28 protein-coding genes and 1 pseudogene are annotated in these 25,024 nt (G+C 56.2%); 20 read left to right on the forward strand and 9 right to left on the reverse strand.

The window, feature by feature from the left end; translation table 11 throughout:
• Positions 1-385: 385 nt before the first annotated feature.
• On the reverse strand, positions 386-1,963 hold the full coding sequence (locus ABLO27_RS17895) for a VWA domain-containing protein (protein ID WP_353034387.1): 1,578 nt from the start codon (positions 1,961-1,963) through the stop codon (positions 386-388).
• 207 nt (positions 1,964-2,170) lie between these two features.
• Between ABLO27_RS17895 and rtcR the strand changes: the two genes are divergently transcribed.
• Positions 2,171-3,754 (forward strand): RNA repair transcriptional activator RtcR, encoded by a 1,584-nt coding sequence (gene rtcR / locus ABLO27_RS17900; protein ID WP_353034389.1) that lies wholly within the window; start codon positions 2,171-2,173, stop codon positions 3,752-3,754.
• A 17-nt stretch (positions 3,755-3,771) separates the two neighbouring features.
• Here rtcR and ABLO27_RS17905 read toward each other — a convergent pair whose 3' ends face one another.
• Positions 3,772-4,341: an IclR family transcriptional regulator gene (locus ABLO27_RS17905; protein WP_353035059.1), complete on the reverse strand. Its 570-nt coding sequence runs from the start codon at positions 4,339-4,341 to the stop codon at positions 3,772-3,774.
• Between the two features lie 12 nt (positions 4,342-4,353).
• Positions 4,354-4,530 (reverse strand): annotated as a pseudogene (locus ABLO27_RS17910) (helix-turn-helix domain-containing protein); the annotation flags it as partial.
• Between the two features lie 173 nt (positions 4,531-4,703).
• Between ABLO27_RS17910 and ABLO27_RS17915 the strand changes: the two are divergent.
• Genes ABLO27_RS17915 through ABLO27_RS17960 form a run of 10 tightly spaced genes read left to right on the forward strand, consistent with a single transcriptional unit; the run spans position 4,704 to position 13,325 of the window.
• Positions 4,704-5,543: a cyclase family protein gene (locus tag ABLO27_RS17915; RefSeq protein ID WP_353034391.1), complete on the forward strand. Its 840-nt coding sequence runs from the start codon at positions 4,704-4,706 to the stop codon at positions 5,541-5,543.
• 60 nt (positions 5,544-5,603) lie between these two features.
• The gene (locus tag ABLO27_RS17920) at positions 5,604-5,951 is read left to right on the forward strand and encodes a cupin domain-containing protein (protein ID WP_353034393.1); all 348 of its coding nucleotides are present in this window, start codon (positions 5,604-5,606) and stop codon (positions 5,949-5,951) included.
• On the forward strand, positions 5,951-6,751 hold the full coding sequence (locus ABLO27_RS17925; RefSeq protein WP_353034395.1) for an SDR family NAD(P)-dependent oxidoreductase: 801 nt from the start codon (positions 5,951-5,953) through the stop codon (positions 6,749-6,751). The genes ABLO27_RS17920 and ABLO27_RS17925 overlap by 1 nt, the downstream gene beginning before the upstream one ends.
• A 3-nt stretch (positions 6,752-6,754) precedes the next feature.
• On the forward strand, positions 6,755-7,678 hold the full coding sequence (locus ABLO27_RS17930; protein WP_353034397.1) for a 3-hydroxyacyl-CoA dehydrogenase family protein: 924 nt from the start codon (positions 6,755-6,757) through the stop codon (positions 7,676-7,678).
• A gap of 51 nt (positions 7,679-7,729) precedes the next feature.
• Positions 7,730-9,007 (forward strand): ABC transporter substrate-binding protein, encoded by a 1,278-nt coding sequence (locus ABLO27_RS17935; protein ID WP_417714812.1) that lies wholly within the window; start codon positions 7,730-7,732, stop codon positions 9,005-9,007.
• Between the two features lie 57 nt (positions 9,008-9,064).
• Positions 9,065-9,793 carry an ABC transporter ATP-binding protein gene (locus tag ABLO27_RS17940; RefSeq protein ID WP_353034401.1) on the forward strand — a complete coding sequence of 243 codons (729 nt, stop codon included), beginning with the start codon at positions 9,065-9,067 and terminating at the stop codon, positions 9,791-9,793.
• Positions 9,786-10,490, forward strand: a complete 705-nt coding sequence (locus tag ABLO27_RS17945) for an ABC transporter ATP-binding protein (RefSeq protein WP_353034403.1) — start codon at positions 9,786-9,788, stop codon at positions 10,488-10,490. Before ABLO27_RS17940 ends, ABLO27_RS17945 begins: the two co-directional genes overlap by 8 nt.
• Before the next feature lies 1 nt (position 10,491).
• Positions 10,492-11,355: a branched-chain amino acid ABC transporter permease gene (locus ABLO27_RS17950; protein ID WP_353034404.1), complete on the forward strand. Its 864-nt coding sequence runs from the start codon at positions 10,492-10,494 to the stop codon at positions 11,353-11,355.
• On the forward strand, positions 11,355-12,377 hold the full coding sequence (locus ABLO27_RS17955) for a branched-chain amino acid ABC transporter permease (RefSeq protein WP_353034406.1): 1,023 nt from the start codon (positions 11,355-11,357) through the stop codon (positions 12,375-12,377). The genes ABLO27_RS17950 and ABLO27_RS17955 overlap by 1 nt, the downstream gene beginning before the upstream one ends.
• A gap of 9 nt (positions 12,378-12,386) precedes the next feature.
• Positions 12,387-13,325: a 3-keto-5-aminohexanoate cleavage protein gene (locus tag ABLO27_RS17960; protein ID WP_353034408.1), complete on the forward strand. Its 939-nt coding sequence runs from the start codon at positions 12,387-12,389 to the stop codon at positions 13,323-13,325.
• 49 nt (positions 13,326-13,374) lie between these two features.
• Here the strand turns inward: ABLO27_RS17960 and ABLO27_RS17965 are convergent, their stop codons facing one another.
• The gene (locus ABLO27_RS17965) at positions 13,375-13,689 is read right to left on the reverse strand and encodes a DUF1272 domain-containing protein (protein WP_353034410.1); all 315 of its coding nucleotides are present in this window, start codon (positions 13,687-13,689) and stop codon (positions 13,375-13,377) included.
• Between the two features lie 60 nt (positions 13,690-13,749).
• Here ABLO27_RS17965 and ABLO27_RS17970 point away from each other — a divergent pair, with 60 nt between their 5' ends.
• Positions 13,750-14,745 carry a GlxA family transcriptional regulator gene (locus ABLO27_RS17970; RefSeq protein ID WP_353034412.1) on the forward strand — a complete coding sequence of 332 codons (996 nt, stop codon included), beginning with the start codon at positions 13,750-13,752 and terminating at the stop codon, positions 14,743-14,745.
• 49 nt (positions 14,746-14,794) lie between these two features.
• On the opposite strand, the gene ABLO27_RS17975 is transcribed toward ABLO27_RS17970, so the two are convergent.
• Positions 14,795-15,274 (reverse strand): RNA polymerase sigma factor, encoded by a 480-nt coding sequence (locus tag ABLO27_RS17975; RefSeq protein WP_353034413.1) that lies wholly within the window; start codon positions 15,272-15,274, stop codon positions 14,795-14,797.
• A 525-nt stretch (positions 15,275-15,799) separates the two neighbouring features.
• Here ABLO27_RS17975 and ABLO27_RS17980 point away from each other — a divergent pair.
• The gene (locus ABLO27_RS17980) at positions 15,800-16,192 is read left to right on the forward strand and encodes a hypothetical protein (protein ID WP_353034414.1); all 393 of its coding nucleotides are present in this window, start codon (positions 15,800-15,802) and stop codon (positions 16,190-16,192) included.
• A gap of 275 nt (positions 16,193-16,467) precedes the next feature.
• Positions 16,468-17,724 (forward strand): hypothetical protein, encoded by a 1,257-nt coding sequence (locus ABLO27_RS17985; RefSeq protein WP_353034415.1) that lies wholly within the window; start codon positions 16,468-16,470, stop codon positions 17,722-17,724.
• An 84-nt stretch (positions 17,725-17,808) separates the two neighbouring features.
• On the opposite strand, the gene ABLO27_RS17990 is transcribed toward ABLO27_RS17985, so the two are convergent.
• Positions 17,809-18,900 carry a YeeE/YedE family protein gene (locus tag ABLO27_RS17990; RefSeq protein ID WP_353034416.1) on the reverse strand — a complete coding sequence of 364 codons (1,092 nt, stop codon included), beginning with the start codon at positions 18,898-18,900 and terminating at the stop codon, positions 17,809-17,811.
• 131 nt (positions 18,901-19,031) lie between these two features.
• Here ABLO27_RS17990 and ABLO27_RS17995 point away from each other — a divergent pair, with 131 nt between their 5' ends.
• The gene (locus ABLO27_RS17995) at positions 19,032-19,970 is read left to right on the forward strand and encodes an MBL fold metallo-hydrolase (protein WP_353034417.1); all 939 of its coding nucleotides are present in this window, start codon (positions 19,032-19,034) and stop codon (positions 19,968-19,970) included.
• Between the two features lie 18 nt (positions 19,971-19,988).
• Here the strand turns inward: ABLO27_RS17995 and ABLO27_RS18000 are convergent, their stop codons facing one another.
• The 3 genes from ABLO27_RS18000 to ABLO27_RS18010 all read right to left on the reverse strand — a co-directional run bounded on the left by ABLO27_RS18000 (position 19,989) and on the right by ABLO27_RS18010 (position 22,071).
• Positions 19,989-21,095: a YeeE/YedE family protein gene (locus tag ABLO27_RS18000; protein ID WP_353034418.1), complete on the reverse strand. Its 1,107-nt coding sequence runs from the start codon at positions 21,093-21,095 to the stop codon at positions 19,989-19,991.
• A 157-nt stretch (positions 21,096-21,252) separates the two neighbouring features.
• Complete coding sequence (locus ABLO27_RS18005; protein ID WP_353034420.1) at positions 21,253-21,603, reverse strand: ArsR/SmtB family transcription factor; 351 nt, start codon at positions 21,601-21,603, stop codon at positions 21,253-21,255.
• 93 nt (positions 21,604-21,696) lie between these two features.
• Entirely contained in the window at positions 21,697-22,071 is a 375-nt protein-coding gene (locus ABLO27_RS18010) for a transcriptional regulator (protein ID WP_353034422.1), read from the reverse strand.
• 91 nt (positions 22,072-22,162) lie between these two features.
• Between ABLO27_RS18010 and ABLO27_RS18015 the strand changes: the two genes are divergently transcribed.
• From ABLO27_RS18015 to soxZ, 5 genes are all read left to right on the forward strand, one after another.
• The gene (locus ABLO27_RS18015) at positions 22,163-22,897 is read left to right on the forward strand and encodes a cytochrome c biogenesis CcdA family protein (protein ID WP_353034424.1); all 735 of its coding nucleotides are present in this window, start codon (positions 22,163-22,165) and stop codon (positions 22,895-22,897) included.
• 21 nt (positions 22,898-22,918) lie between these two features.
• Positions 22,919-23,512 (forward strand): SoxW family protein, encoded by a 594-nt coding sequence (locus ABLO27_RS18020; protein ID WP_417714804.1) that lies wholly within the window; start codon positions 22,919-22,921, stop codon positions 23,510-23,512.
• A 157-nt stretch (positions 23,513-23,669) separates the two neighbouring features.
• A complete protein-coding gene (gene soxX, locus ABLO27_RS18025; RefSeq protein ID WP_353034425.1) occupies positions 23,670-24,149 on the forward strand; it encodes a sulfur oxidation c-type cytochrome SoxX in 480 nt (159 codons plus the stop codon).
• A 23-nt stretch (positions 24,150-24,172) separates the two neighbouring features.
• Positions 24,173-24,622, forward strand: coding sequence for a thiosulfate oxidation carrier protein SoxY (gene soxY / locus ABLO27_RS18030; protein ID WP_353034427.1), 450 nt, complete (start codon positions 24,173-24,175; stop codon positions 24,620-24,622).
• A gap of 19 nt (positions 24,623-24,641) precedes the next feature.
• Positions 24,642-24,971, forward strand: coding sequence for a thiosulfate oxidation carrier complex protein SoxZ (soxZ, locus tag ABLO27_RS18035; protein ID WP_353034428.1), 330 nt, complete (start codon positions 24,642-24,644; stop codon positions 24,969-24,971).
• Positions 24,972-25,024 lie beyond the last annotated feature (53 nt).

Here is a 25,024-nt window from a genome sequence, read left to right on the forward strand (position 1 = left end):
CCGCAACCTGGCGATTCGTAGTCGATGTAGTTCTGCAAGCATTCGCCCTGACTGGTTGAAAAGGTGTGGCGGCAAGTTTGTGACGAAACATGTCCGGCGTCCTTCCTCGTTAGACGACATCGCGCACTCGCGATGGCATGGCTCGACCCACGCATTACCGGTGTGGATGTAGTTCCGTCGGCATCCGCCACGGTTGAAATTCCTTTCTTTTGGACAGGTGACAAGAAAGAAGAAACCCGGGTGTCCCGCTCGAGCCTAAGAGCGCCTGCAAGGAGGGGAGTCGAACCCACTCGGACTTGGTCCCATTTTGGAGCAATGTAGTTCCTTCGGCATTCGCCTGATTGTTCGGCGAACGCGGCGGGCGCAAACCCCGCCGCGCTCAGTCTTATGAGGCCAAATCGATCGCTTCAATCTCTCCGACCCACTGGTCTGCGTTCATGCGGCCCTCAACAAAGGCCGCAATCTGCTCGAACACCGCATCGGAAAATCCTCCGACATTCAGGATGTCAGGCCGTGACTGAGCCTGCGTCGTCCCGTAGGGCGCAATATCGATGCACACCATCTTGGCTTCCGGATTGCGCCGTTTCAGCACCATCCATTCTCGCATCACACCCGTGGTTACACCGCCCTGAGCACCTGCCCAGGACTGGTTGTCCGACACCAGGATGACAAGATCGGGCGCTTGACCGTTCTTGTTCAGCCATTCCAGCGGCGCTGCACAATTCGTTCCGCCACCCCACTGCTCCATGAGCTTTTGGGCATTGGTCATGATTGTGTCGCGTGCCTCCAGAACAACGTTGCGCACACTGACCTCGAAGGGCAGTACCATTGCATCGCGGTTCTGGCGCAAGATGGCCGAGGACACCAGGGCAGCCACGTCGATGCAGCGCGTCTGCGTGCTCGCCCCTTTTCTGTAGCCGGTCACGGGCGACCCCATGGAACCGGATACGTCCGGGCAGACCACAACCCGCCGCTTGAAGGACGGCACGTTGGCAACGGAAAGCTCCATCGCCTCGTGCATCGCGTCTCGGATCTCCACCGGCATGTCCGAAGACAACGCCTGATAGGAAGTCAGCAACTGATACGGGAAGACATTGGCCTTCCTGATCCGCTGAGGATCCTTCAGGATGTCTGCGACTTGCTGGACGGCATGCGCTTTCCCGAACAGCGTTCCTTCAAACACGCCGTGCCTCAGAAATGTGTTCAGGTTCATCCGCACCATGTTCCAGCTGCCGTTCAACGCCAGTTTCGTCCAGTCGTCCTTGGACAAAGGCAGATGCGTCAGCATCTGGAACGGCACATCCGGCACATCGCGACCTTTGGGATTCTCCTTGTAGGCCACATAGTCCTGTACGTTCTCAGGCAGTTTTCCGACATCGCACGGCTTGCCGATCAACCAGGCGAACAACGCCGCCCTTTCCTCGTCACGCGGCTTCGGATGCACCATCTTGATAACATCCGCCAGCGACGGATCGTTACCGATGCTTGCCTGCAGCAACTGATATTCGGAAGTTGAGTTCAACCATCCCCGCACCAGCGCTTTCGGCCGGGTACCCAGCGACTTTCGCCCGGTCTGACCAGAGCGCATGATCTGCACGAAGTTGCGCAGCATCTTGCCGTTGGTCACCACCTGCGGAAATGCCCTGGACAACAGAACCGGATCGCGAGATGCCAAGACCGACAGCAAAAGCGCCGGAAGGTCTTTCATCCTGCCCTTTTGCCGGGCGTAGACCGCGGTCTTGGCCAGGAATTCGTCCGAAACAGCTTCAGCTGCCTTGAGCACCTGATCCAGCTCCATCTCGGCATTCTGATAGTAGAGATCGCCAATAGTGCCGGTTACAGCCAGCTGAGCCAGCTTTTGACGATCTGCATATTTGTATGCCTCGCCGCCAGCCAGGTTTCTGGTGTCAACCTTGCCGGAATGTCGCCCTCTAAAAGGCGCAAACAGAAATTTGTTCGCCATGATCTCACTCCTCGAACCTGTCTTCCGAAGGACCGTGTCCCTCGTGTCGTTGTTGAGAAGGAGAATGCCCGGCGCCCGATCACCGCAAAACAAAAATCGACAAACTCATTAAACTATTGAAATAATTCAGACAAATCCGCTATTGACATTAAAGACAATGAATATTCTTATATATGTATCTACAACTTTATCTGTATGGATAATTGAGTGAAAAAGAACGTCGTCATTGGCTTTCTCGGCACCCAGCTCGATTCAGGGAAAAAGCGCCGCTGGCGGCCATCAATCGCCGTCACCCAGCATGGCAGCTTTCCGATTCACCGCCTCGAGCTCCTTTACGACCGGGACTTTCATCGGCTTGCGCATAAGGTAAAGCGCGAGATTGAAGACGCCAGTCCGGCAACTGAAGTGCTGCTGCAACAGGTTGACCTTGGAGACCCCTGGGATTTTCAGGAGGTATATGGTGCCCTGTTCGATTTCGCTCGGGACTACGGCTTTGACGAGGACAGGGAGGACTATTTTGTCCACCTGACCACCGGCACCCATGTGGCCCAGATTTGCTGGTTTCTGCTGACCGAATCCCGCCACATCCCGGCCAAGCTCGTACAGACGTCTCCGCCACGCCGGGACGATGAAGACGTCACCGGCAATTACAACATCGTCGACCTGGACCTGTCCCGCTACGACGCCCTCCAGCAGCGCTTTGATCTGATTGCCGAAGAGTACAACGCTCTTCTGAAGGCCGGCATAGAAACAAGAAATCCGGGTTTCAACAGCCTGATTGAGCGGATCGAGCTGGTCGCGACAAACTCCGACGCCCCCTTGCTGCTGCTAGGCGATACGGGCACCGGCAAGAGCGAACTCGCCGAACGCATTTACGAACTCAAATTGCAACGGCGACGGGTCAAGGGACGGCTCGTCCATGTCAATTGCGCAACCCTGAAAGGCGAGCGCGCCATGTCGAGCCTGTTCGGTCACCGCCGAGGCGCAATGGGAAACGGCAGCTCAGATCGGCGCGGTCTTCTGAGGGAGGCAGATGGCGGCGTTTTGTTCCTCGACGAGATCAACGAGCTCGGTATTGATGAGCAAGCCATGATCTTGCACGCGGTGGAAACCGGACGCTTTCTTCCGCTCGGATCAGATCATGAAATCACCAGCCGCTTTCAGCTGATCGCCGGCACCAACCGCAACCTCGGTCAGCTGGTTTCCGAAGGCAGGTTCCGGCCCGACCTTTACGCACGCCTCAATCTTTGGACCTTTCGCCTGCCGTCGCTGCCCGAAAGGCGCGAGGATATTGAACCAAACATTGAATTTGAACTGAACCGGTCTGAAAAGCTTCTGGGAAGTCGCGTCGGCTTCAACGGTGACGCATATGCCCGATATTTGGATTTCGCCATTTCTCCGGCGACCCCCTGGCCCGGGAACTTTCGCGACCTCAGCGCATCGGTTCAACGCCTGTGCACACTTTCACCGCGCGCGCGCATCACGCTATCCTTGGTGGAACAGGAAATCGATGCATTGGAGCGCCAGTGGAAGAGCGCGGAGATCGACCCTGACGAAGCGCTTCTATCAGAACTGATTGGCGAAACGGTCGATCAGATCGACCCCTTCGACAAGGTTCAGCTGGCACATGTCATTCGCACTTGCCGGAAAAGCCCTACCTTGAGTGCTGCTGGGCGCGCACTCTTTTCAGCCTCTCGCAAAACCAAGAAAAGCCAAAACGACGCGGACCGCCTGCGCAAATACCTGGACAAGTTCGGACTTTCCTGGAGCGATGTGAGCGAAGCGGACTGAAAGTCCTCGGCCCAACCTCAAACCAGCTTCAGAACCTCTCCGCGCACGTCCAGAAGTTTCTCGGCCAAGGCGCCCTTCAGACCTTCGAATCTGTGTGAAGGAACGGGAACCGAAATCGCATAGATGAGACCGACAGTATCTTGGAAGGCAAAACCTGCTGCAGATATTCCTTCCGTGTGCTCGCTCAGGTCCCATGCGATGCCGGAAGCACGCACATCTTCAATCTCCTTCAGAAAATCGGACAACGGCCGTCTGATCTCACCATCCGACTTCAATTCCTGGGCCGCGATTGCGACGACTTTATCGTCTTCCATCAGCGACAGCGCCGCCTTCCCGTTTGCGGTGTCTGTCATTGGAAAAACCTCGCCGACAGCGGAAACCGTCCTGAGTCGGTGGGTGCCGATCACCTGATCCACGAAAACCATGTGATCGTCACGAAACACGGCCAGATCTACGGTTTCCTTGGTCTGCCTTGCAAGCTCCTGCAATGCCGGCCGAACAAGTTCTGCCATGTTGACACGGCCGGCAGCGGCGAGCGATTGAATTTCCGATCCGAGCCTCAATCCCCCTTCAGCGGAAGCAGACATAACCAGCCGCTCGGAGAGCAAGGCATTGACAATCCTCTGTACCGTAGAGCGGGGCAAGTGTACGCGCTCTGCGATCTGCCCCAGACTTAAGCCCGAATTGTCCCGCTTGAGCACCCGCAAGATTTCCGCAGCACGCGAAATTACTTGAACACCTTGATTTGATTGATTTTTATTTCCTGTTTCCATCATTCAAACCACTTCATTCTCTTGAAACAAGCAAGACAAACGCGCCTTTTAAGCAGGCCCTTTGTCCAGCATATAGGCCAATTTGGATTACCTGTCGAGATTTCCTATTGACCACGATACGATGCATATGTACCGTTTAGCAATACAGTGATACGCTGACTGACGGGAGGATGCATATGTCAGTGACAATTCGCGGGATCGAGTTTCAGGAGAACCTGAACAACGACATGGGCGTGGAGTTTTACAACCTGTCCCACCGCTACGGCTTTCAATGCCCGAACTGGCCCTACTTCAAGGATGTCGCGATCGAGCGGAAGCATTACATGGCCAAGTCTGGTGTTCTTTCTCAGACCATCACCACGACCATGCATGTGACGACCCATATCGACGCACCGGCTCACGTGGTACAGGGCACGCCATTCATTGATGAAGTCCCCCTGCCCCATTTCTTCGGTTCGGGCCTCGTCGTCTCCATACCCAAGGACAAGTGGGAACCGATCACCGGCGATGACCTGGAGAAGGCGTGCGGTCATGCCATTCGCAAGAACGACGTTCTGATCATCAACACCGGCTGGCACAAGCAGTACGAAGACGGTGACTACTTCGCCTATTGTCCGGGACTGGTCCCATCGGCGGCCGACTGGATGGTCGACAAGGGCGTGAAGGTCGTCGGTCACGACACCCAGGCAAATGACCACCCGCTCGCAACCGCCATCGGCCCACAACGCAACGGACCGATCCTTCCGCATCTGGAGGATGAATACAGGGAGTGGTCCGGCGGCCGGGACTGGAAAGATGATTTCCCCGAGTGGGAACCGGTCCACAACAAGCTCTTCAGCAACGGAATTCTCGGAATTGAGAATGTCGGTGGCGACCTGGATGCCGTCACCGGGAAGCGATGCACCTTCGCGTTTTTCCCATGGAACTGGGATCGGGGCGACGGCTGCATCATCCGTCTGGTTGCGATGATCGACCGCGGTCAGCAATACCGCATCGAGCCGGGCAAAAGCTTCTGATGAAATCACCGGACCGCCCCACTGATTGGCGGTCCGCCATGCTGCGTCTGGGAGGAAGCAATGCATGTAAAGCGTTTCGAGGACGCAAAACCTTACGAGGCTCCCAACCATCACGGCGTGGTGGGGTTACGGCTTCAGGGCTTTGAAGAAGCTGGACCGGAAAACCAATGGGTCGGTCTCAGCCAGTTTCTGCCAGGTGGCGGCGCCGGACCGGACGCGACGCCATTCGAGAAGGTCTACGTCGTTCTTGAAGGAGAAATGACGGTGATCACCGAGGCCGGCGAGACCGTTCTTTGCAAATACGACAGCTGCACCATTGCCCCTGAGGAAATTCGGACGATTGAAAACCGATCCAACCATGCCTGCACCATGCTGGTTGTCATTCCCTACCCGCCGGAGGCGATCTGATGACAGATATCTGGACTCAACCTTTGTCGCTGTTCGGCATCAAGGGCAAAGTGGCGCTGGTGACCGGCGCTTCCGGAGCATTTGGGGCTGTCGCTGCCAAAGCTTTGGCAGGAGCAGGTTGCAAGCTGGTGCTTGCTGCTGGAAATGCAAACGCGCTGGAAAAGGAAGCTGAAATCTGCCGCCAGCTTGGCGCAGAAGTGAAAACCATCCGCAAACGTCCTTCGACATCAGACGTTTGCGAGGAATTGGTCGCGGCTGCGGCCGATTGTTTCGGCTCGCTGGACATCCTTGTGGTCGCTTCAGGCATGAACAAGGTTGCCAAGATCAATGATCTTTCGCCGGAAGACTTCACCAGCGTCATGGACGCAAATGTTACCCAGTCCTGGCTTCTGGCAAGAGCTGCGACCGCGCAAATGATGCAGCAACCTGACGGCGGCAAGATCGTTCTGGTGTCTTCAGCGCGCGGCCTTCTGGGTCACCCGGCCGGATACACCGCCTATTGCGCTTCCAAGGCAGCCGTCGACGGTATTACCAAGGCCCTTGGCTGCGAGCTTGGGGCAGACCGGATAACCGTCAACGCCATTGCACCGACTGTCTTCAGGTCCCCTCTAACAGCCTGGATGTTTGAAGACGACGAATTGGCGAAAGGTTTTCGCGAAGGTTTTCTGGCCCGTGTTCCAAAAGGGCGCCTCGGAGAACCGGAGGACCTGATCGGCCCGCTTCTGTTCCTGTCTTCAAGAGCATCCGACTTCTACACCGGGCACATTCTATATGCCGATGGCGGCTACACGGCGGGTTGATGAATGAGCGACCTCAGAAAAATTACTGTTCTCGGCGCCGGGTTGATGGGACACGGGATTGCCCTCACCTTCGCCCGCTCGGGACATCAGGTGACAGTCTACGACGCCTTCGCCAACAGTCTCGAAGCGCTCCGCACCCGGGTTGAGAACAGCCTGACAGCTCTCGGCGTGGGCGGGGCTGAGATCGACGCAACGCTCAACCGGATCCGGACCGAACCGGATCTTGCCGAGTGCGTCAGACGTGCGGATGTCATATTCGAGGCCGCACCGGAAAAGCCCGACCTTAAGCGTGCCTTGTTCGCCGAAGTGGAAAAGCATGCTTCTGTCGATGCGATTCTTGCTTCCAACACCTCGGTAATTCCGATCACCACAATAATGTCGGACCTTCGAGATCCATGGCGTGCTCTCGGAACCCACTGGTGGAATCCACCGCATATGATCCCGCTGGTCGAGGTGATCCGGACCGAATGGACTGCGGATTCGATCATGGGCTCCATGGTCGATTTGCTGACATCCGTCGGCAAGACACCCGTGCGGGTGGAAAAAGACGTAGCTGGCTTCATCGGCAATCGCCTGCAGCACGCCATGTGGCGTGAGGCGATCAGTCTGGTTGAAAACGGTGTCTGTTCGGCAGCCGATGTCGACACGGTTGTCAACGCCAGCTTTGGACGCCGTCTGTCCGTTCTCGGACCGATGGCAAACGCGGATCTGGTCGGCACCGACCTGACGCTGGACATACATGAAAATGTTCTGGCCGATCTCGACAATCGGCCCAACCCTTCCCCCTACCTGCGCGATCTTGTGGAGGCAGGCAAGCTTGGAATGAACAGCGGGGAAGGATTTCAAAGCTGGACGCCCGAGGAGGCTGAGGCCATCCGCCAACGTGTTGCGATACACCTGCGGAGGCTTGAAACCATCTTGAGTTGACGTGCCCTGAAACCATGAACGGCACATCTGGGAGGAGATACGATGACGCTTATGGGAAAGAAATCTGGCATCACGCGCCGTGGCTTCATGGCTGGAGCTTCAATCGGTCTTGCCGCACCCGCAATCCTGAGAAGAACCCGGGCATATGCCGCTGATCCGGTCATAAAGATCGGACATGTCAGTCCGCGCACAGGACCGCTTGCAGGCTTTGCCGAGGCTGATGATTATGTCCTGGCCGGCATTCAAAAGGCACTCGCAAGCGGCGTTGAAAACAACGGCAAGACCTACCGTGTCGAGATCATTTCCAAGGACAGCCAATCCAATCCCAACAGGGCGGCAGAAGTCGCTTCTGAACTGATCCTTGGCGAGGAAGTCGACATCATCGTGGCTGCCTCGACACCGGACACCACAAATCCGGTCTCCGATCAGGCCGAGCTCAATGAGGTTCCTTGCGTCACAACGGACTGCCCCTGGCAGCCTTACTTTTTCGGCCGCAACGGCGACCCGGCCCAAGGTTTCGACTACACGTATCACTTCTTCTGGGGCCTGGAAGACGTGATCAAGGCATTCCTTGCGCTTTGGGAGGAAAGCGGCGTTGCCCGCAATGTCGGAGGTCTTTTCCCGAACGACGCAGATGGCAATGCTTGGGGAGACGAAGTTCACGGTTTCCCTCCCGCGCTGATCGGCAGCGGGTTCGCTTTGACGGATCCCGGGCGCTATCAACCCCTTACCGACGACTTTTCCTCGCACATTTCAGCCTTCAAGGATGCCGGTTGCGAGATCGTCACCGGCAACATGATCCCTCCGGATTTTGCAACCTTCTGGTCACAATCGGCGCAGCAGGGTTTCAAGCCCAAGGTTGTCACAATCGGCAAGGCGCTGCTTTTCCCTTCGGTCATAGACTCCCTGGGTGAACGTGGAGACGGCCTGACCTCGGAAATCTGGTGGACCCCGGAACATCCATTCTCCTCATCGCTCACCGACGAAACCGCCAGACAACTGGCCGATGGCTACACTGCGTCGTCCGGGCGTCCGTGGACACAGCCGATCGGTTTCAAGCACGCCTTGTTTGAGGTCACAACGGATGTCATCCGCCGCAGCGCGGATCTCGATGACCCGAATGCCATCCTGGAAGCGATCCAGTCAACGGACCTGCCGACGGTCGTCGGTCATGTGAATTGGGGTTTTGGCCCAGTGAAAAACGTGTCCAAGACCCCGCTTGTCGCCGGCCAGTGGCAGAAGGGCGTGAACGGAATGGAATTGGTCATTACGTCCAACCACAGCGCACCGGAAATCCCCACCACCGGCACCTTGAAACTGCTGTCGTAAGACCAACCGGCGCACGGAAACAATCCCGTGCGCCACCCCTTCTTCAAAGGAAGCTACATGGCGCCTGTCCTAGAATTGAAAGAGCTTTCCAAAGCCTATGGTGCAATCACCGTTGCCGATCATCTCTCCTACAGCCTCGAGGCCGGAGATGCGCTGGGCGTGATTGGCCCGAACGGTGCAGGCAAGACTTCCATGTTCAACCTGATCACCGGCACGGTCCGGGCAGACCGGGGAGCAATCTGTTTCGACGGTACGGACATAACCCGCACTTCCGCCGCCCGACGATGTCGTCTTGGCATCGCTCGTTCTTTCCAGATACCGCAGCCGTTTTCAGGAATGACGGTTTATGAGAACGTTCTTGTCGCCGCGGCTCATGGCGCCGGCCTGCCTGCCCGTGAGGCCGACCAGTGCTGCCTGGAAATGCTCGAGATGACAGGTCTCATCGACAAGGCCAACACCTTGTCAGGCGGCCTCAACCTACTTGGCCGCAAGCGCCTCGAACTTGCCCGCGCTCTCTGCGCCAGACCCAGGCTGCTGCTGCTGGATGAGATCGCAGGCGGCCTGACGGAAAACGAATGCCATGATCTTGTCGAGACAATCAACACGATACGGGCGACCGGCACATCCATCATCTGGATCGAGCACATCGTGCATGCACTGCTATCCGTCGTCGACAGGCTGATCGTCATCGATTTCGGCCGCAAGATCGCTGATGGCGATCCCACAGCCACCATGGCCAGCCGGGAGGTTCAGGAGATCTACATGGGGGTAGACGCCGATGCCTGAACCGCTGCTGGCCACACATTGCCTCGATGCCCACTACGGAGATTTTCAGGCGCTTTTCGGCGTTGATATCGATGTTTTTGAGGGCGAAATCATTGCGATCATTGGCGCCAATGGCGCGGGCAAGACCACGCTGATGCGTTCGATCACCGGATTGTTGGCAAATGGCTCGGACATGGTGACCTTTCGCAAGGGCCCGATCGGCACTTTGCGGGCAGACCAGGTCGCTCGTCTGGGTATTGCCATGGTTCCAGAGGGCCGCCAGCTGTTCCAGTCCCTGTCAGTCGAGGAAAACCTGATCATTGGTGGCCAGATGGGCCGGAAAGGGCCCTGGGACCTTGCGAAAGTGTTTGAGCTGTTTCCGGTTCTGAAGGAACGGCGCTCCGTTCCAGCAACGGCACTGTCCGGTGGACAGCAGCAGATGGTCGCAATCGGGCGAGCTCTCATGTCGAACCCCGAACTAATCCTCTTTGACGAGATCAGTCTCGGCCTTGCCCCCATCATCATCAAATCAATCTATGACGCTCTTCCGGAAATCATCGGTGGCGGCATGAGCGCCGTGATCGTCGAGCAGGACATAGCCAAGGCGTTGCGCGTCGCCGGACGGGTTTATTGCATGCAGGAAGGCCGCATTTCGCTGGAAGGCCGTTCTGACGAGCTGAGCCGGGAACAGATCAGCGCTGCCTATTTCGGAGTTTGAGATGGATTGGATTAACGCGATCATTCAAGGCGTTTTGCTCGGCGGTCTCTATGCACTGTTTGCAGCTGGTCTCTCGCTGATTTTCGGTGTCATGCGGCTCGTCAACATTGCACACGGCGACTTTATCGTTCTGGCGGCTTTTCTCGCCGTTTCCATCACGACAGGCGTTGGAATGCACCCGCTTGCCTCGCTTCTGCTGGTCGTCCCCCTTATGGCCTGTATCGGCTATGTGCTTCAGCGCGGCATCCTCAATCAGACATTGGGCGACGATATTCTTCCGCCCCTCCTGGTTACGTTCGGGCTCTCGGTCATCATCCAGAACGGATTGCTGGAAATCTACAGTGCCGACCCGCAAAAGATGAATGCAGGCACTCTGGAAACCGCAAGCATCGCCTTGCCGGGAGACTTGAACATAGGCGTCCTGCCGCTCTTGATGTTCGCGGTTTCGGTTGCGGTGATCGCCAGTCTCCAGTGGGTATTCTATCGCTCCGCTCTCGGCCGGGCCTTTCGCGCGGTATCGGACAAACAGGACATTGCCCAACTGATGGGCCTCAACAAGGCCCATGTCTTCGGCCTTGCAATGGCCCTATCCCTGGCGGTGGTTGGAATTGCCGGCGTGTTCCTCGGCATCCGAACCAGTTTCGATCCCTCAATCGGCCCTGGCCGACTTATTTTCGGTTTCGAAGCTGTCATCATCGGTGGGCTGGGCAACCTCTGGGGGACGCTGATCGGAGGCATCATCCTTGGCGTCAGCCAGAACATAGGAGCCCAGATCAATCCGGGTTGGCAGCTGCTTGCCGGTCACATTGCCTTTCTGATCGTTCTTGCGGTGAAGCCGCGCGGCCTGTTTCCACGGATTGACTGATGACCACTTCAAGCTACCAGATATCCCGATCATCCCCGGCAAGCCGCGTCGCTGCCGTGTTAGGCCTTATCGTCCTTGTCGCTCTCATAGCTGCCCCCTGGTGGGCGGGTCGAGCCGACATGCGGCTCCTCAGCGAAATTTTCCTCTATCTGTCCTTGGCGTGCCTCTGGAACCTTCTTGCCGGCTATGCCGGACTGGTTTCGGTTGGTCAGCAGGCCTTTGTCGGCTTCGGCGGATACATGCTCTTTGCGCTTGCAATGTTTGCAGGCATTTCCCCCCTTGCCGCAATTCCTCTGGCGGGGCTTCTGGGCGCTCTGGTCGCAGTTCCAGTGGCCGTTCTGATCTTTCGTCTCCAAGGTGCATACTTTGCAATCGGCACCTGGGTCATTGCGGAAGTGTTCCGGCTGAGCTTTGCTCAGGTTTCGGCGCTGGGAGGCGGTTCGGGAACCAGTTTGCCTGTCTCTATTGTGCGGTCGCTGGCGTCAAACCGCTCGATGCGAGAGGCAACCACCTATTGGCTGGCTCTCGCAATGGCAATCATCGTGCTGGCTGCGATCTACCTTTTATTGCGGTCCCGCAATGGCCTGGCGCTGACTGCCATTCGCGACAGCGAAATCGCGTCCAGCAGCTTCGGCATAGATATCTGGCGCCACAAATTTGTGGTCTACGTGATCACTGCCGGTCTCACAGCTTCCACTGGCGCCCTCATTTTCCTTCAAAAGCTGCGCATTTCTCCCGATGCCGCCTTCAGTGTGAACGACTGGACCGCATTCGTGATTTTCATCGTCGTCATCGGCGGCATCGGTACGCTCGAGGGACCGATCATCGGCGTGATCATCTTCTTCCTTCTCAGAGAAACACTCGCAGACCTGGGGACGGTCTATCTTCTCATCCTCGGTCTCGTCGCCATCGTGGTGATGCTGAAAGCACCCAAGGGCATCTGGGGCTTTGTCGCCGCCCGCTACGGTATTGAGCTCTTCCCGATTTCACGGCGCGTCGTTGACGGCAATTCCAAAAAATAGGAGGCGGTCTTGGCCCGCAAACGCAAGAAAACAATCATTACATGCGCCATCACCGGCGCCATTCACACGCCCACGATGTCCGAAGCACTGCCCTACACCGCACAAGACATCGCGGATCAGGCCATCGAAGCATCAAAAGCGGGCGCATCCATACTGCATCTTCACGCAAGAAATCCGGACAACGGCTCGGTTTCGATCTCGCCGGAACATTTCAAAGCTTTTCTTCCGGTCATCAAACAGGCCACCGATGCTGTGGTGAACGTTTCGACAGGTGGCAGCCTGGTCAATACCATGGAAGAACGGATTGCTCCGGCCAAATGGGCCTCCCCAGAAATGTGTTCGCTCAACATGGGATCAATGAACTTTTCCTTCCACCCAATCGCCGACAGGATCGAGGATTTCAAGTTCGACTGGGAGGAAGACTATATCCGCAACTCGGAAGGCTACATTTTCCGAAACACGTTTGCCGACATCCGCTACGTCGCCTCTGAACTAGGCGGAGCGCACGGTGTAAAGTTCGAACATGAATGCTACGACGTCGGGCATCTTTACAATCTCAAGTTCTGCATGGATGCCGGGCTCTTCAAACCGCCTGTCTTCATCCAGTTCATATTCGGCATCCTGGGTGGCATCGGGCCGGACATCGACAATCTGGTATTCATGAAGCGGACCGCGGACCGGCTTTTCGGCGACGACTATCAATGGTCGGTGCTTGGCGCCGGGGGAGCTCAGATGCCGTTTGCAACGACAGCAAGCCAGATGGGCGGAAACATCAGAGTCGGTCTGGAAGACAGTCTGATGATCTCCCGCGGCAAACTTGCCAATTCCAATGCCGAGCAGGTCACCAAGATCCGCCGCATCGTCGAAGATCTTGGATGCGAGGTCGCAACACCGGACGAGGCCCGCGAGATGCTGGACCTGAAGGGGGGAGATCGAACGGCATTTTGAAACGATCGCCCACTGCCAGCCGATGCCCACCGAGTGACTTCAGACAAACTCACCTTTGGTTGGGCTCGATCGTGCAAAGCGATGTCACAAAGCGTTCAATCTCTTCAGCGGAAAACTTCGAATGCTTCCGCCTGGTGCTGGCAGGATTGTTTTCCAATCCCAATTTCAACTCCGGTCGATACGCCCGCTTCGGCCGGATGGGGCGCGGAGTAAACCCGCCACCACAAGTCGGGCAAACGTTGTGCAATCTGGTTTCCACACATGATGCGCAATAGGTGCATTCGTAACTGCAAATACGGGCGTCACCGCTTGCTGGAGGCAGGTCGCAGTCGCAAAGTTCGCAATTCGGTCTGAGTTCTAACATTCCGGCATCTCCTGTACTCACCCTTTACTAATCGCAGCAGCCGTTGGCATAAATGACCTTATGCCCACACTTTCTGCCAAACCGAATTCCAATCCTCCTCACCGCATTGTCTTTGTGGTGTTTCCAGGAACCAAGCTTCTGGATGTTGCTGGTCCTCTACAGGTCTTTCAGGACGCCAGAACCGCAAGTGGCGAACCGGCTTATGAGGTAACCCTCGCATCAGTCCCAGGCGGACCAATCGCGACGGATACATGCGTTACACTTGAAACTGTGTCCTTCGCCTCACTCTCCGGCTCACCAACAGACATCGTGCTTGTCTCAGGCGGCGCTTCGGCCATGCAGGCAGCGGAAGATGAAAGTCTTCAGCATTGTCTCAACAAGTTGGTGGAGAACACCAGCCGGATCGGCTCGATCTGCACAGGTGCATTTGTCCTTGCAGCCGGCGGGCACCTGGCAGGCCGAAAGGCGACAACGCACTGGATGCATTGCGTGGAGCTTCGCGAAGAAAACCAAGGCGTGGCGGTTGACCCAGACGCCATTTTCGTCGTGGACGGGCCAGTCTGGACTTCTGCCGGAGTGTCCTGCGGCATAGACATGGCCCTGGCGATGGTAGAAGCCGATCTCGGTCGCCACGAGGCACTCCGTCTTGCCCGGGTCCTTGTTCTTTATCTGAAACGCCCCGGAGGGCAATCTCAGTTCAGCGCGCCTTTGAAACAGCAACTCACCCTGTCCAACGGCTCTCTGGATGAGCTCATGGCCTGGATCGATGACAATCTCGCCAGTCGTTTGTCTGTCGAGCAACTCGCGGATCGGGCCAACATGAGCGGTCGCAATTTTGCGCGGGTCTTCAAAAAAATGGTTGGCCTCCCCCCGGCAGCATTTGTCGAGCAACGCCGTGTGGAAGCAGCCTGCCGACTGCTGGAGAACGGTCAGCTATCCGTCAAGGAGATTTGCTCTCTCGCAGGCTTTGGCAGCGAGGAAACGTTCCGGCGGTCATTTCTCAAGGTCAAGGGAGTCCCGCCGTCAGCCTACGCGAGGCGGTTCGGCGAGACGTAGTCCGGACTTGCAGATCAGAATTGAAGATCGCTCAGCCCAGGGACTAAACTCAAGCTGCCAGAGACTGACGCGCGCGCGACAAACGACTTTTGACAGTTCCGACCGCAACGCCCATACGGCTGGCGATCTGATGGTGCGAAAGTCCGGAGAAAACCCGAAGATGCAGGACATCACGTTCCTCGGGTCGCAGGTTTTCAATGCCCTTTGCAACATCACCGAGTTCCACACGCTTTTCCTGTGCCGGAGCAAGCCGGGTTTCGTGATACCAGTCCTCGATCGGAACATGATGACCGCGACGTTCGGTTTTCCGGATCTCGTCCAGATGAGCATTGCGGATGATCGTAAAGAGCCAACGGCGCAACGCGGTTCCGCTCGTAAACTGGTTCCGGTTTCGCAGTGCCCGTTCAAGAGCTGTCTGCATCAGGTCATCTCCGGCTTCCGGTGAGCCGGAAAGGGAGCGCGCGTAACGGCGCAGGTGCGGAATTTCAGACTTCAGGTCTTGCGCAAAACTGTCCTCAACACGGCTCATCTGGCCCTCCCTTGCAACTGGAGCGATGGTCCGCATGTAGTGTTGCCGGGCAACGACTTTTACAGATTTCAAAGTAATTTCATCTGAAGTTGAATTCAGCTCGAGATATTACACGGGATTACACATACGCTTACCAAATTGTTACTTTCGGTGAACTCCAAAACATCAACAACCGCCCCAATAACGATGAACTGGAAACCAGGACAACGGGCGGTAATTCTGATGCTTAACGGGAAAAACGCAACTTTTCCGATCGCTGGAATTCACCCAAACAAAAACGGATCACTCACAAATATTACTTGAATTCAAATCCAGTTTACCCAGACAAATTACACGAGATTGAAATCATAATAGTAGAAATTACCAACAACATCGAAATATCAAGATACTTTACTTATTATTTTTTCTAGCACCTCGGAACCAGTCTTCGAAAAATTCGTTCTTACGTTATGACCATGACACATGAATGCATGCTTTGGAAAAGTCATCATGGTCGAGAACAGTAGATTGATACGGAGCTTGATTATGCGTACTACCAGGAAAATTCTGTCACCCCTGCTTGCAGCTGCTTTTGTTTCCGGTGCATTCATCGGCACAGCCTATGCGATCGACAACGCGACGCAGTTCGGCGATCTGTCCGGCAATGAACCCTTGTCGGTTCAGACCATGCGCGCGCAAAATGAAAGAGCCCTTCGCTCCTCGCAAAAGCAATCTGCCAACGCCTATCGGGGCGGCAATACCAATCGGGCCTATGCCGACTTCCCCGATCAGGCCTATGGCGATTTGAGTGGCGACAATCCCGTTCCCATCCGTCGTCAATCAGCCAACAACAGGGCATCCGGCAGCGACTCGCTTCTGATCCTTCAATTCCAGGGTGACTGGAACGGAACAGCCAAAGAGGGTTTCCCGCATCGCTAAGCCGAAACGGCAGACACTCAAGAAAGGGCCGCGTACACTACGCGGCCTTTCTTGCCTTCAACCTCACGTATTTAGCGAGTTCCCTCACACATTCGCCCTCACACTCATCCCTTTTTTGAATGCGGCAAAATGCAAGCAGGCTGCGAAACCCGTTCACTTTGCAGTTTAGACTTGCTTTTTGCGCCCGGCACCTCACCATCCTATGGTCACAGATGAGAGGACAGAAGACCTGAAGGGGCGCCAAGCCACCTGAACGGGATAAGGGTGAGAGAACCATGGACGCGATCAATTTCGACTATGCCGGCTATCAACCCAAGGGCGACAAGAAGAACTCCGATTTCTTTGATGAATACAGACTGAAGATTTACGAACGGCGGCAATCCAGCGGCGTCAACGACCTCGTTGGCCGTATGAAAGCGATTGTCATTCAGGTGGATGCCGGAGATGGCATAGCGACAATGGCGGAAATACACCGCATGACGCCAAATCGCTACCACTCCAGCTACCTGTCCAACAGCCACAAATTTCATGTGCTGCACACCAGGCCCGAATTCCCAGCGCTCATCATCATGGAACCGCTCTCAGATGGGTACGAGGATTACATCAGGCGGCTGAACGTTCTCTACCCCATGTCTCGCGGCAAACCGAACACCCGCTATGTTGGCGAGATTTTTGATTCTCCGGATACATCCGTGCTTCGCAAGACGCTTGAAGACCAGAGCATTCGGTTTGAATACAAGGGTGATACCGAAAACGGTTTCTACACGGCAGAAAACGTTCTCTTTTCCAACATCTCCGATTTCACCGGCAATCGTATCGGTTACTCCGCTGCGGATTTCAACGATCCCGCTGGTCTCGGGCTGGGCGAACGCCTAGAGCTGACACCCGAGGAAAGGGCCGTATTGCAGGAAGGCGTGGATTTTGCCCAGGCTCACGGTCTGGATGGCCTGATGCTCGGCTATGATCACATGGCAACCCGCATTCTCGCCGGCGAGCGCGAAGATGCCATTCTCGAATTCCTGACCATGGTACCCTACTACTTCTGGGGGGCCTACAACATTCAGGACATGAACTCTTCGACCAACGTCAACCGTTGCCCGATCGTCTCAGACGACAAACAGTCCCCGGCCAAGGTCTTTACGGCTAACAACACGCCGTCATTCGTCAATTCCTTCGAAAATCTTCCGATGCCAACGGAAAATTTCGTCCGGAACTTCGGTCGGCGCATGCATCATATGGCAGTTGAGATCCTGGACGGGGACCATCCTTCAGGCCAGAAAAATGTCGACTATGTTGTTGGCATTCTGGGCGAGCAAGGCGTTCCGTTCCTGGCGCATGTCGTTGGCGAGTGTAAGGATTCACCGGATCTGAAGCAGATCTTTTCCAAGCACTCTCAGCACACGCTGCTGATCACGGAGTATATCGAGCGATGCAAGGCCTTTGATGGCTTCTTTACCAAATCCAACGTTGCAGCCCTGACCGAGGCCGCCGGCAAGGACGAAAGATATCAACACGGGCATGTCTTCGACTGACACGCCCGAGGACACAGCCATTGCCGCCTTCTGGGAGGCTGTTCGAGTCTCCCCAGAAGGCGTGCCCGGCCGCGGGTAGTGAAGTCAGGGGTTGTTTCCAACAGGTCCAGCGGGCAGGTTTCTGGAGGCATTGTATCCACTCAGGGCTCTGTCCGTTACCGCTGCGGAAAACCAGATCGCAGTGAGTGTAATCCAGGCCGTAAGCGCAAAGATGGAGGCACCGGTGATACCAGCGCCGACTGCACAGCCTCCTGCCAGCATTCCACCGAAGCCCATCAGGGTTGCACCCGTCATGTAGCGAGCCATCGACTTTCCGCCTTCGAAACCCTGAAGCAAGAGTTCGCGCGTCAGGAACGCGGCCAGGAATGAGCCCAGGAAAACACCGGGCACAAGTCCCGTGTCGAAATCAAGGACATCTCCGGGTGGAGACAAGACCAACATCAACGTGTCCGCGGAAGGTCCTGTGAAAGTGACGCCTTCCACCTGCACCGGATCAAACGCCTGCCCGGCCATGCTGGAAGTGAACCACCAGGCCAACGGGATTGCCAGCCCCGCTCCTGCGGCAGCGACCAGCTGCCAAACAGGAACCCGGCTTCGCCAGGCAAAGACCAGACCTGCCAGAAACCAGAAAACGGCAAAGACAACCGCCACATTAAATGTCAGTCCCAACAAAGCGGTCAGGTCGTTGCTGCCGATATCGCTCGTGGTCCAGATTCCGGCGAACCATTCGCGCAGCGGCTTTAGACTGCCACGCAGGCTCGCTTGCGCGACGACAGCAAAGACCAGGCCTGAAAGCAGCGCACGCAGGTTTCCCGTTGCTGAAAGCACCAGGAGACGGCTGGCACATCCACGCGCCAGCACCATGCCTGCACCAAACATCAGCCCACCGAGAACAGCACCCGACAGGCTTTGAGGGGACGCAAGCTGACGGGCTTCATGCGCCTGGACCTCACCCAGCTGTATCAGGATCTGAGTACCGATCAGTGCTGAAGAAAATGCCAGCAACCAGACAGGCAACCGCTCGCTCGGAGTTCCTCTGGCAAATTCCAGCGATGCTGCTCTGAGGCAAAACCGGCTTTGCTGGGCAAAGGCGCCAAAGACAATACCAACTATCAAGCCGCCAATGGTGAGGAGCCAGGCTTCGGAAATGTGGTCCAGCAGATAGGTCAAATCCATCAGTTACTCCTGAATTCCAGCCAGGAAGGAGCCGTTCTTTCTTCAGATTTGAAGGCCGCAATCGTCTTCTGCATTGACCTTTCTCAAGGAAACATAGATAAATTCAAAAGTTTGAATATGTGGAGTGAGAAATGTCTGGATCGCACCGGTTCCAAATGTCGAGACGAAATATTCTGGCGGGAGGGCTCGCCCTCACGGCCACAGCTCTTGCAGGCCCGATGCGCAGAGCCGTTGCCGAGACCAGCTTTGCATTTGGAGATCATGAAATCACGGTTTTTTCGGACGGACACCTGACCCTGCCCATGAATTTCGTGCTGCCGGAACAGAGCGAAGCAGAAATCACGGCCTTGCTGTCAGCTCATGATCTGCCGACTGATACGCTGACGCCCGACTGCAACATCACCCTTCTGCGCAGCGGTGACCGGCTTGTTCTTTTCGATGTCGGCTCCGGCAGCAACTTCCAGTCCAGTGCGGGCGAACTCGTCGGTAAACTGGAGGAAGCGGAAATCGATCCGGCAGACATTACCGACGTCGTCCTGACCCATGCGCATCCCGATCACCTCTGGGGCATTCTGGATGAGTTTGACGACCCGCTTTACTCCGAAGCGAATGTCTGGGTGCCGGAAACGGAATGGAATTACTGGCGCTCCGACGAAACGCTTGCCGGAACGCCGGATGAAAGAAAGAGCTTTGTCGTCGGCGCTCAATCCCGTTTTGAGGCAATCGAGGATCAGGTTTCCATGATCAAGCCAGGTCAGGAAGTGCTGCCCGGTGTGGAAGCAGTTGATACCGCGGGACACACCCCCGGCCACATGTCCTATATGATCCACAATGGCTCGGAGAGTGTTCTTGTTGTCGGCGACGCCATTTCCAACAGCGTCATCTCATTCGAGAAACCGGGTTGGATCTCCGGATCTGATCAGGATCCAGAACAAGGCATCGCGACCCGCAAGATGCTTCTCGACCGGCTTTCCCAAGATGGCTCACGCCTGATCGGCTACCACTTCCCGCATCCCGGCAGTGGACGAGTTGAGAAAACGTCTTCGGCTTACCGGTTTGCCGTCAGCTAGCAGCCCTGCTCTTTGCGGTTACTCGGCCGCGGTGTGGTGGGCGCCATCGTGATTACGGCGGAAGGCTGCAAATGCGGAGCCTTCCATCAGCCACGCCAAGCCCACCTTGGCACCGAATGCCATGGACACCATCACAATCGGGGCGGAAATAGCGAGAGTGGAAAAACCGGTTATCCCCTGCCCGACCGTGCAGCCCATGGAAAACACTCCGCCGACCCCCATGAGCGTCCCGCCGAGAATATGACGACCGAGCTCCCGGGCATCGTCGCACGCTTCCCAACGGATATCGCGTTTCCACATGGCTGCCAGAACCGCTCCGATCAAGGTTCCGACAATCAGACCGACGGCATAATCAGGCCAGGTTCCTGTGTAGGTAATGAGCTGCATGATCGTGTCGCCAACGGGCACTACAAAAGACCCGGCCTCGATCTGAACCGGATCAAACGATCTTTCTGCAATGAAAGTCGTTGCCCACCAGCCGAACGCAATGACCCCACCTATTGCCAGCGCTGCCCCGATCTTTGTGTATTGGTGGCGATACGAAGCCGATTTGAAAACCCAGGCAAGACCGATCGCCGCCATGATCGCCGCGACGGCTTCCTGCAGGTGCAGCCCTGTCATTGCCGAAAGAATATCGCCTAACGATTGGCTGCCGCTGCTTTCGAAGGAAATGGCCAGGTCGTCCACGATCGGAACCCGAAGGATACCGACGATCCCCCGCTGCGCAGCCAGCGCGGCCAGTCCGATGACTGTCAGAACGACCAGTGCGCGCAAGCTTCCGCCGCCAAGGCGCAGCACGGCGCCAAAACCGCAAGTACCGACCAGCGCCATGCCGATCCCGAACATGAACCCACCGAGAATAGCCCCCGTCCACGGAAAATCCGAGGAGAGATAGAAAGAAGCTGCCGGGTTGGCGAGGCCAAGCGCGACCAGAACCTGTGTTCCGATAAGCGCGGACACCGCAGCCAGCACCCAAGTGCGCAAGCTGCTGCTGTCTCCCGCGTACCAATGACGTTCCAATGCCGACAAGGTGCAAAAATGGGTGGCGCGGGCAACGAAACCCAACACACACCCTGCGAACACTCCCAGCAACGGGAGCAGCAACATCGGGTTCAGCTCTGTCATAAATCCTTGCCCCAATCGGGGCCCTGAAGCGTTTCCTCTGCCGCGCTTTGGCGCTTATGCGCTCTTTGACGGTCGCCGAAAACGTAGCAGGGCCGTCTACGGACAGCAAACGAAGACCTTGCTGCAGTGCAAGGCGATGTGCAAAACGCTCTGAAAGTCAGTCGGATTGCGGGCGAACGTCTCTGCAGAAGAGTTCGTAGAGCGTTGAAATGATCGAACTCACCTCGTCATCAACGAGGCTGTAATAGATCATTCGGCCTTCCCGGCGGGATTGAACCAGTCCCTCAAGACGCAAACGCGCCAGTTGCTGGGAAACAGCGGCCTGCGGCATCGTCAGAATGTCTTCCAGCTCCGAAACGGACTTCTCACCTTCCGACAGCAGACACAGGATCACGAGCCGCACTTCGTGAGAAAGGGCTTTCAGCAAATCGCTTGCTTTTCTCGCCTGCTGCATCAGCTGGTCGAGATCTTTTGGGTCCATGTCTTTGCTGAAGACCGGCAAGTTCATCAGGTCGCATTGTCCTTACAAGTCACCTATTCACGGTGACGTATAGTCTCTGGTTCCGTTACATGGAACAAGACGGACGTTAGATCAATATTATTAGTTGATCTTTTCAGGTAACTTTTCCAGCATCCCCGACAAAAGCGGCCAGAAGAAATGCTCTCCCGGATAACCTCGCAGACGATCGATTTCGACACCACCATCCACTAGAATGAACGTCGGGGTCAATCGTTCCTTCAGCACGCCTGACAAGTCCTCCGGCCAGGGATCGGTAATGTCGATCCGCCGCAAGGGAGCCCGCTGTCCCTCTTCCGTCTTGGGATAGGCAATGCCAATTTCCTCATTCCAGCGCTGGCACCACACACAGCCCGGCTGCTCAAGCATGATCAGCTCGGCCGCATGAACGGCTTGAGCCGAAAAAAGACTTAAATTTAGCACACTTACAAGGGTGATCAGTTGCGCGACGGCCCTCATGAAACATTCTCCGCATTTCTTTGATTGCAATATATATGAATATTTGAATATTTTAAAGCCATCGCTATCGAGATTCGTCGGGAGGATTTGAATGCTCGATATTTCCCTGGGTGCCGCATTTCTTGCCGGACTGCTCTCATTTGTATCTCCTTGCGTGCTGCCGATCGTGCCGCCCTATCTTTGCTACCTTGCCGGCGTCAGCGTCGACGAACTAAAGGGTGACGCCGCAAGCACGGACACCGGAAGGCGCGTGATCCTTGCCGCCATTGCTTTCGTCCTCGGGTTTTCCGTGGTCTTCGTGGCCTTGGGCGCAACGGCAAGCGTCATCGGTCAATCCATAGCACGCTACTACGATATTCTGTCCTATGTGGCCGGAACGATCATCATTGTCATGGGGCTGCACTTTCTGGGTGTCTTCAGGATAGGCCTGCTCTTCCGCGAGGCCCGCATCCAGGTCGAGAGCAAACCGGCCGGCCTTGTCGGCGCTTTCATCATGGGTCTCGCCTTCGCCTTTGGCTGGACGCCATGTGTCGGTCCGGTGCTTGCCGCGATCCTGTTTGTTGCCGGTTCTTCCGACACAACCTGGCATGGCGCTGGGCTGCTGGCGGTCTACGCCCTCGGCATCGGCCTGCCCTTCGTTCTGGCTGCTGCCTTTGCCAGCCGGTTCCTCAAGCTTGCCGGGCGTTTCCGCAAACATCTGGGCACGGTGGAGAAACTCATGGGTGGCCTGCTTGTTTTGACGGGCCTGCTCTTCATTACCGGCCAGATGTCGGCAATTGCCTTCTGGCTTCTCGAAACATTCCCGATTTTCACGCAAATCGGTTGAGCTCATCAGGGAGAATAGACGATGCGTATCTGGAAACCTCTGTTACTCGCTTTTGGCATCACCATGGCATTCGCAACGCTCGGCTCCGCCGCCACGGTCGGCGAGGATGGGTTGCACAAACAGGACTGGTTCGCAGTCACATTCCGTGACATGAGCGAGGACATCGAGGCTGCAGCCGAACAGGGCAAGAGGCTTGCCATCATCTTCGAACAGAGAGGTTGCATCTATTGCCAGCAGATGCACGAGAAGATCCTCTCCGACCCGGAAGTCTCGGATTATATCAAGGAGAACTTCATGGTCGTTCAGTACAACATGTTCGGCGATGAGGAAGTGATCGACTTGAATGGCGATGAACTGACCGAAAAGACAGCGGCCCGCAAATGGGGCTTCGTTTTTACACCAACCATCGTTTTCCTTCCTGAAGAAGTTCCTGCCGACGGAACCGTTCCGGAAACGGCCGTCGCCACGATGCCGGGTGCGTTCGGCAAATGGACTTTCCTCAACATGTTTCGCTGGGTTCGCGAAAAAGGTTACGAGGGAGACGAACATTTCCAGAAGTATCACGCCCGCATAATCAACAAGTTACGGGAAGAAGGTCGCCTGAAGTCGGAATAGGGCTTGCCAATTCAGTGATGGTTGCATTTTCAACAAAAAGCCTATTGCATAACATATGCAAAAAATCATATCTTTTAATATGAGGAGGATGGGCAGACCGAATCCGGCTGCCTATGAAACGGGAACCCGTTTCGCATTGAGGAGGAAAGCCAACACTATGATGAAGGGCGCGACTTTAACAAGCCTGTCGGCCGCACTGGCCGGTCTGGCTGTCATGGCCGCATCCGTGGCAACCGCGGAAACGGTGGCACCGGACAGTGTTCCGATCGTGGACATGGAACTGCAGCAATCTCTGACCGGTGCAAAGGGAGATCCAGTCGCGGGGCGCGATACATTTGCAGACCGCAAGAAAGGCAATTGCCTTGCCTGCCATGCCAACGCGGACCTGAACGATCTGTTGTTCCACGGCGAAGTCGGGCCTGAACTCGATGGAGTTGCCGACCGCTGGAGCGAAGCGCAATTGCGCGCAATTCTGGTGAACAGCAAGGACGTTTTTGGTGAGCAGACTATCATGCCCGGCTTCTACACACTCAGAGTGGGCTTGAACGTTGCCAAGGATCACAACGGTAAGACCATCCTTTCTGCCGAGGAAGTGGAAGACGTGGTCGCCTACCTCATGACACTCAAAGAAAACTGATCTCGACACTCAAGGAGCAAGAGATGACGATCACACGACGCCAAATGTTTGGCCTCACGGCGGGAACCGCCGCTTTTCTGGCGTTCAAGCCGGAATTCTCATTCGCCGCAACCGACAAGGCAGAAGACGCCATCAAGGCGTTTACCGGCGGAGCTGCCCCCATGGAGGGTACGGTCGCCCTGGACACCCCCGAAATCGCTGAAAACGGCAACACCGTACCGGTGGGCGTTTCCGTGGACAGCCCGATGACGTCTGACAGCTACGTCGCTTCTGTCCTTATTCTTGCCGACGGCAACCCGAACCCGGCGGTCGCCACGTTCCACTTTTCCCCGATGAGCGGTGCGGCGGAAGCCAAGACACGTATCCGCTTGGCAAAGACCCAGAACGTTATTGCTGTCGCCAAGATGAACGACGGCTCCACCTATATCGACCGCAAGGAAGTCAAGGTCACTATCGGCGGCTGCGGCGGCTGAGCCAGAAAGGAATACGAACATGGCATCTGCTAAACCCCGCGTGAAAGTGCCGAAAAAGGCATCTCAGGGTGAAGTCATCACAATCAAGACGCTGATCAGCCACCCGATGGAATCCGGCCAGCGCAAGGACAAGAAAACCGGCGAACTGATCCCGCGCAAGATCATCAACAAGTTCACCTGCGAGTTTGACGGACAGACCGTATTCAGCTGCGATCTCGATCCGGCCGTATCGGCCAATCCCTACCTGCAATTCAGCGCGAAAGTGGACCAGAGCGGAACGTTCAAGTTCATCTGGGTGGACGATGACGGCTCCGTTTACGAAACGGAGAAGAAGATAACGGTGAACTAGGCCGCGGCTGCAATTCGGCTGCACAAATCGGAGGAGGAGACGATTTGGCCAAA

Origin of the sequence: Roseibium sp. SCP15, assembly GCF_040329435.1 — a bacterium.
GTDB lineage: Bacteria > Pseudomonadota > Alphaproteobacteria > Rhizobiales > Stappiaceae > Roseibium.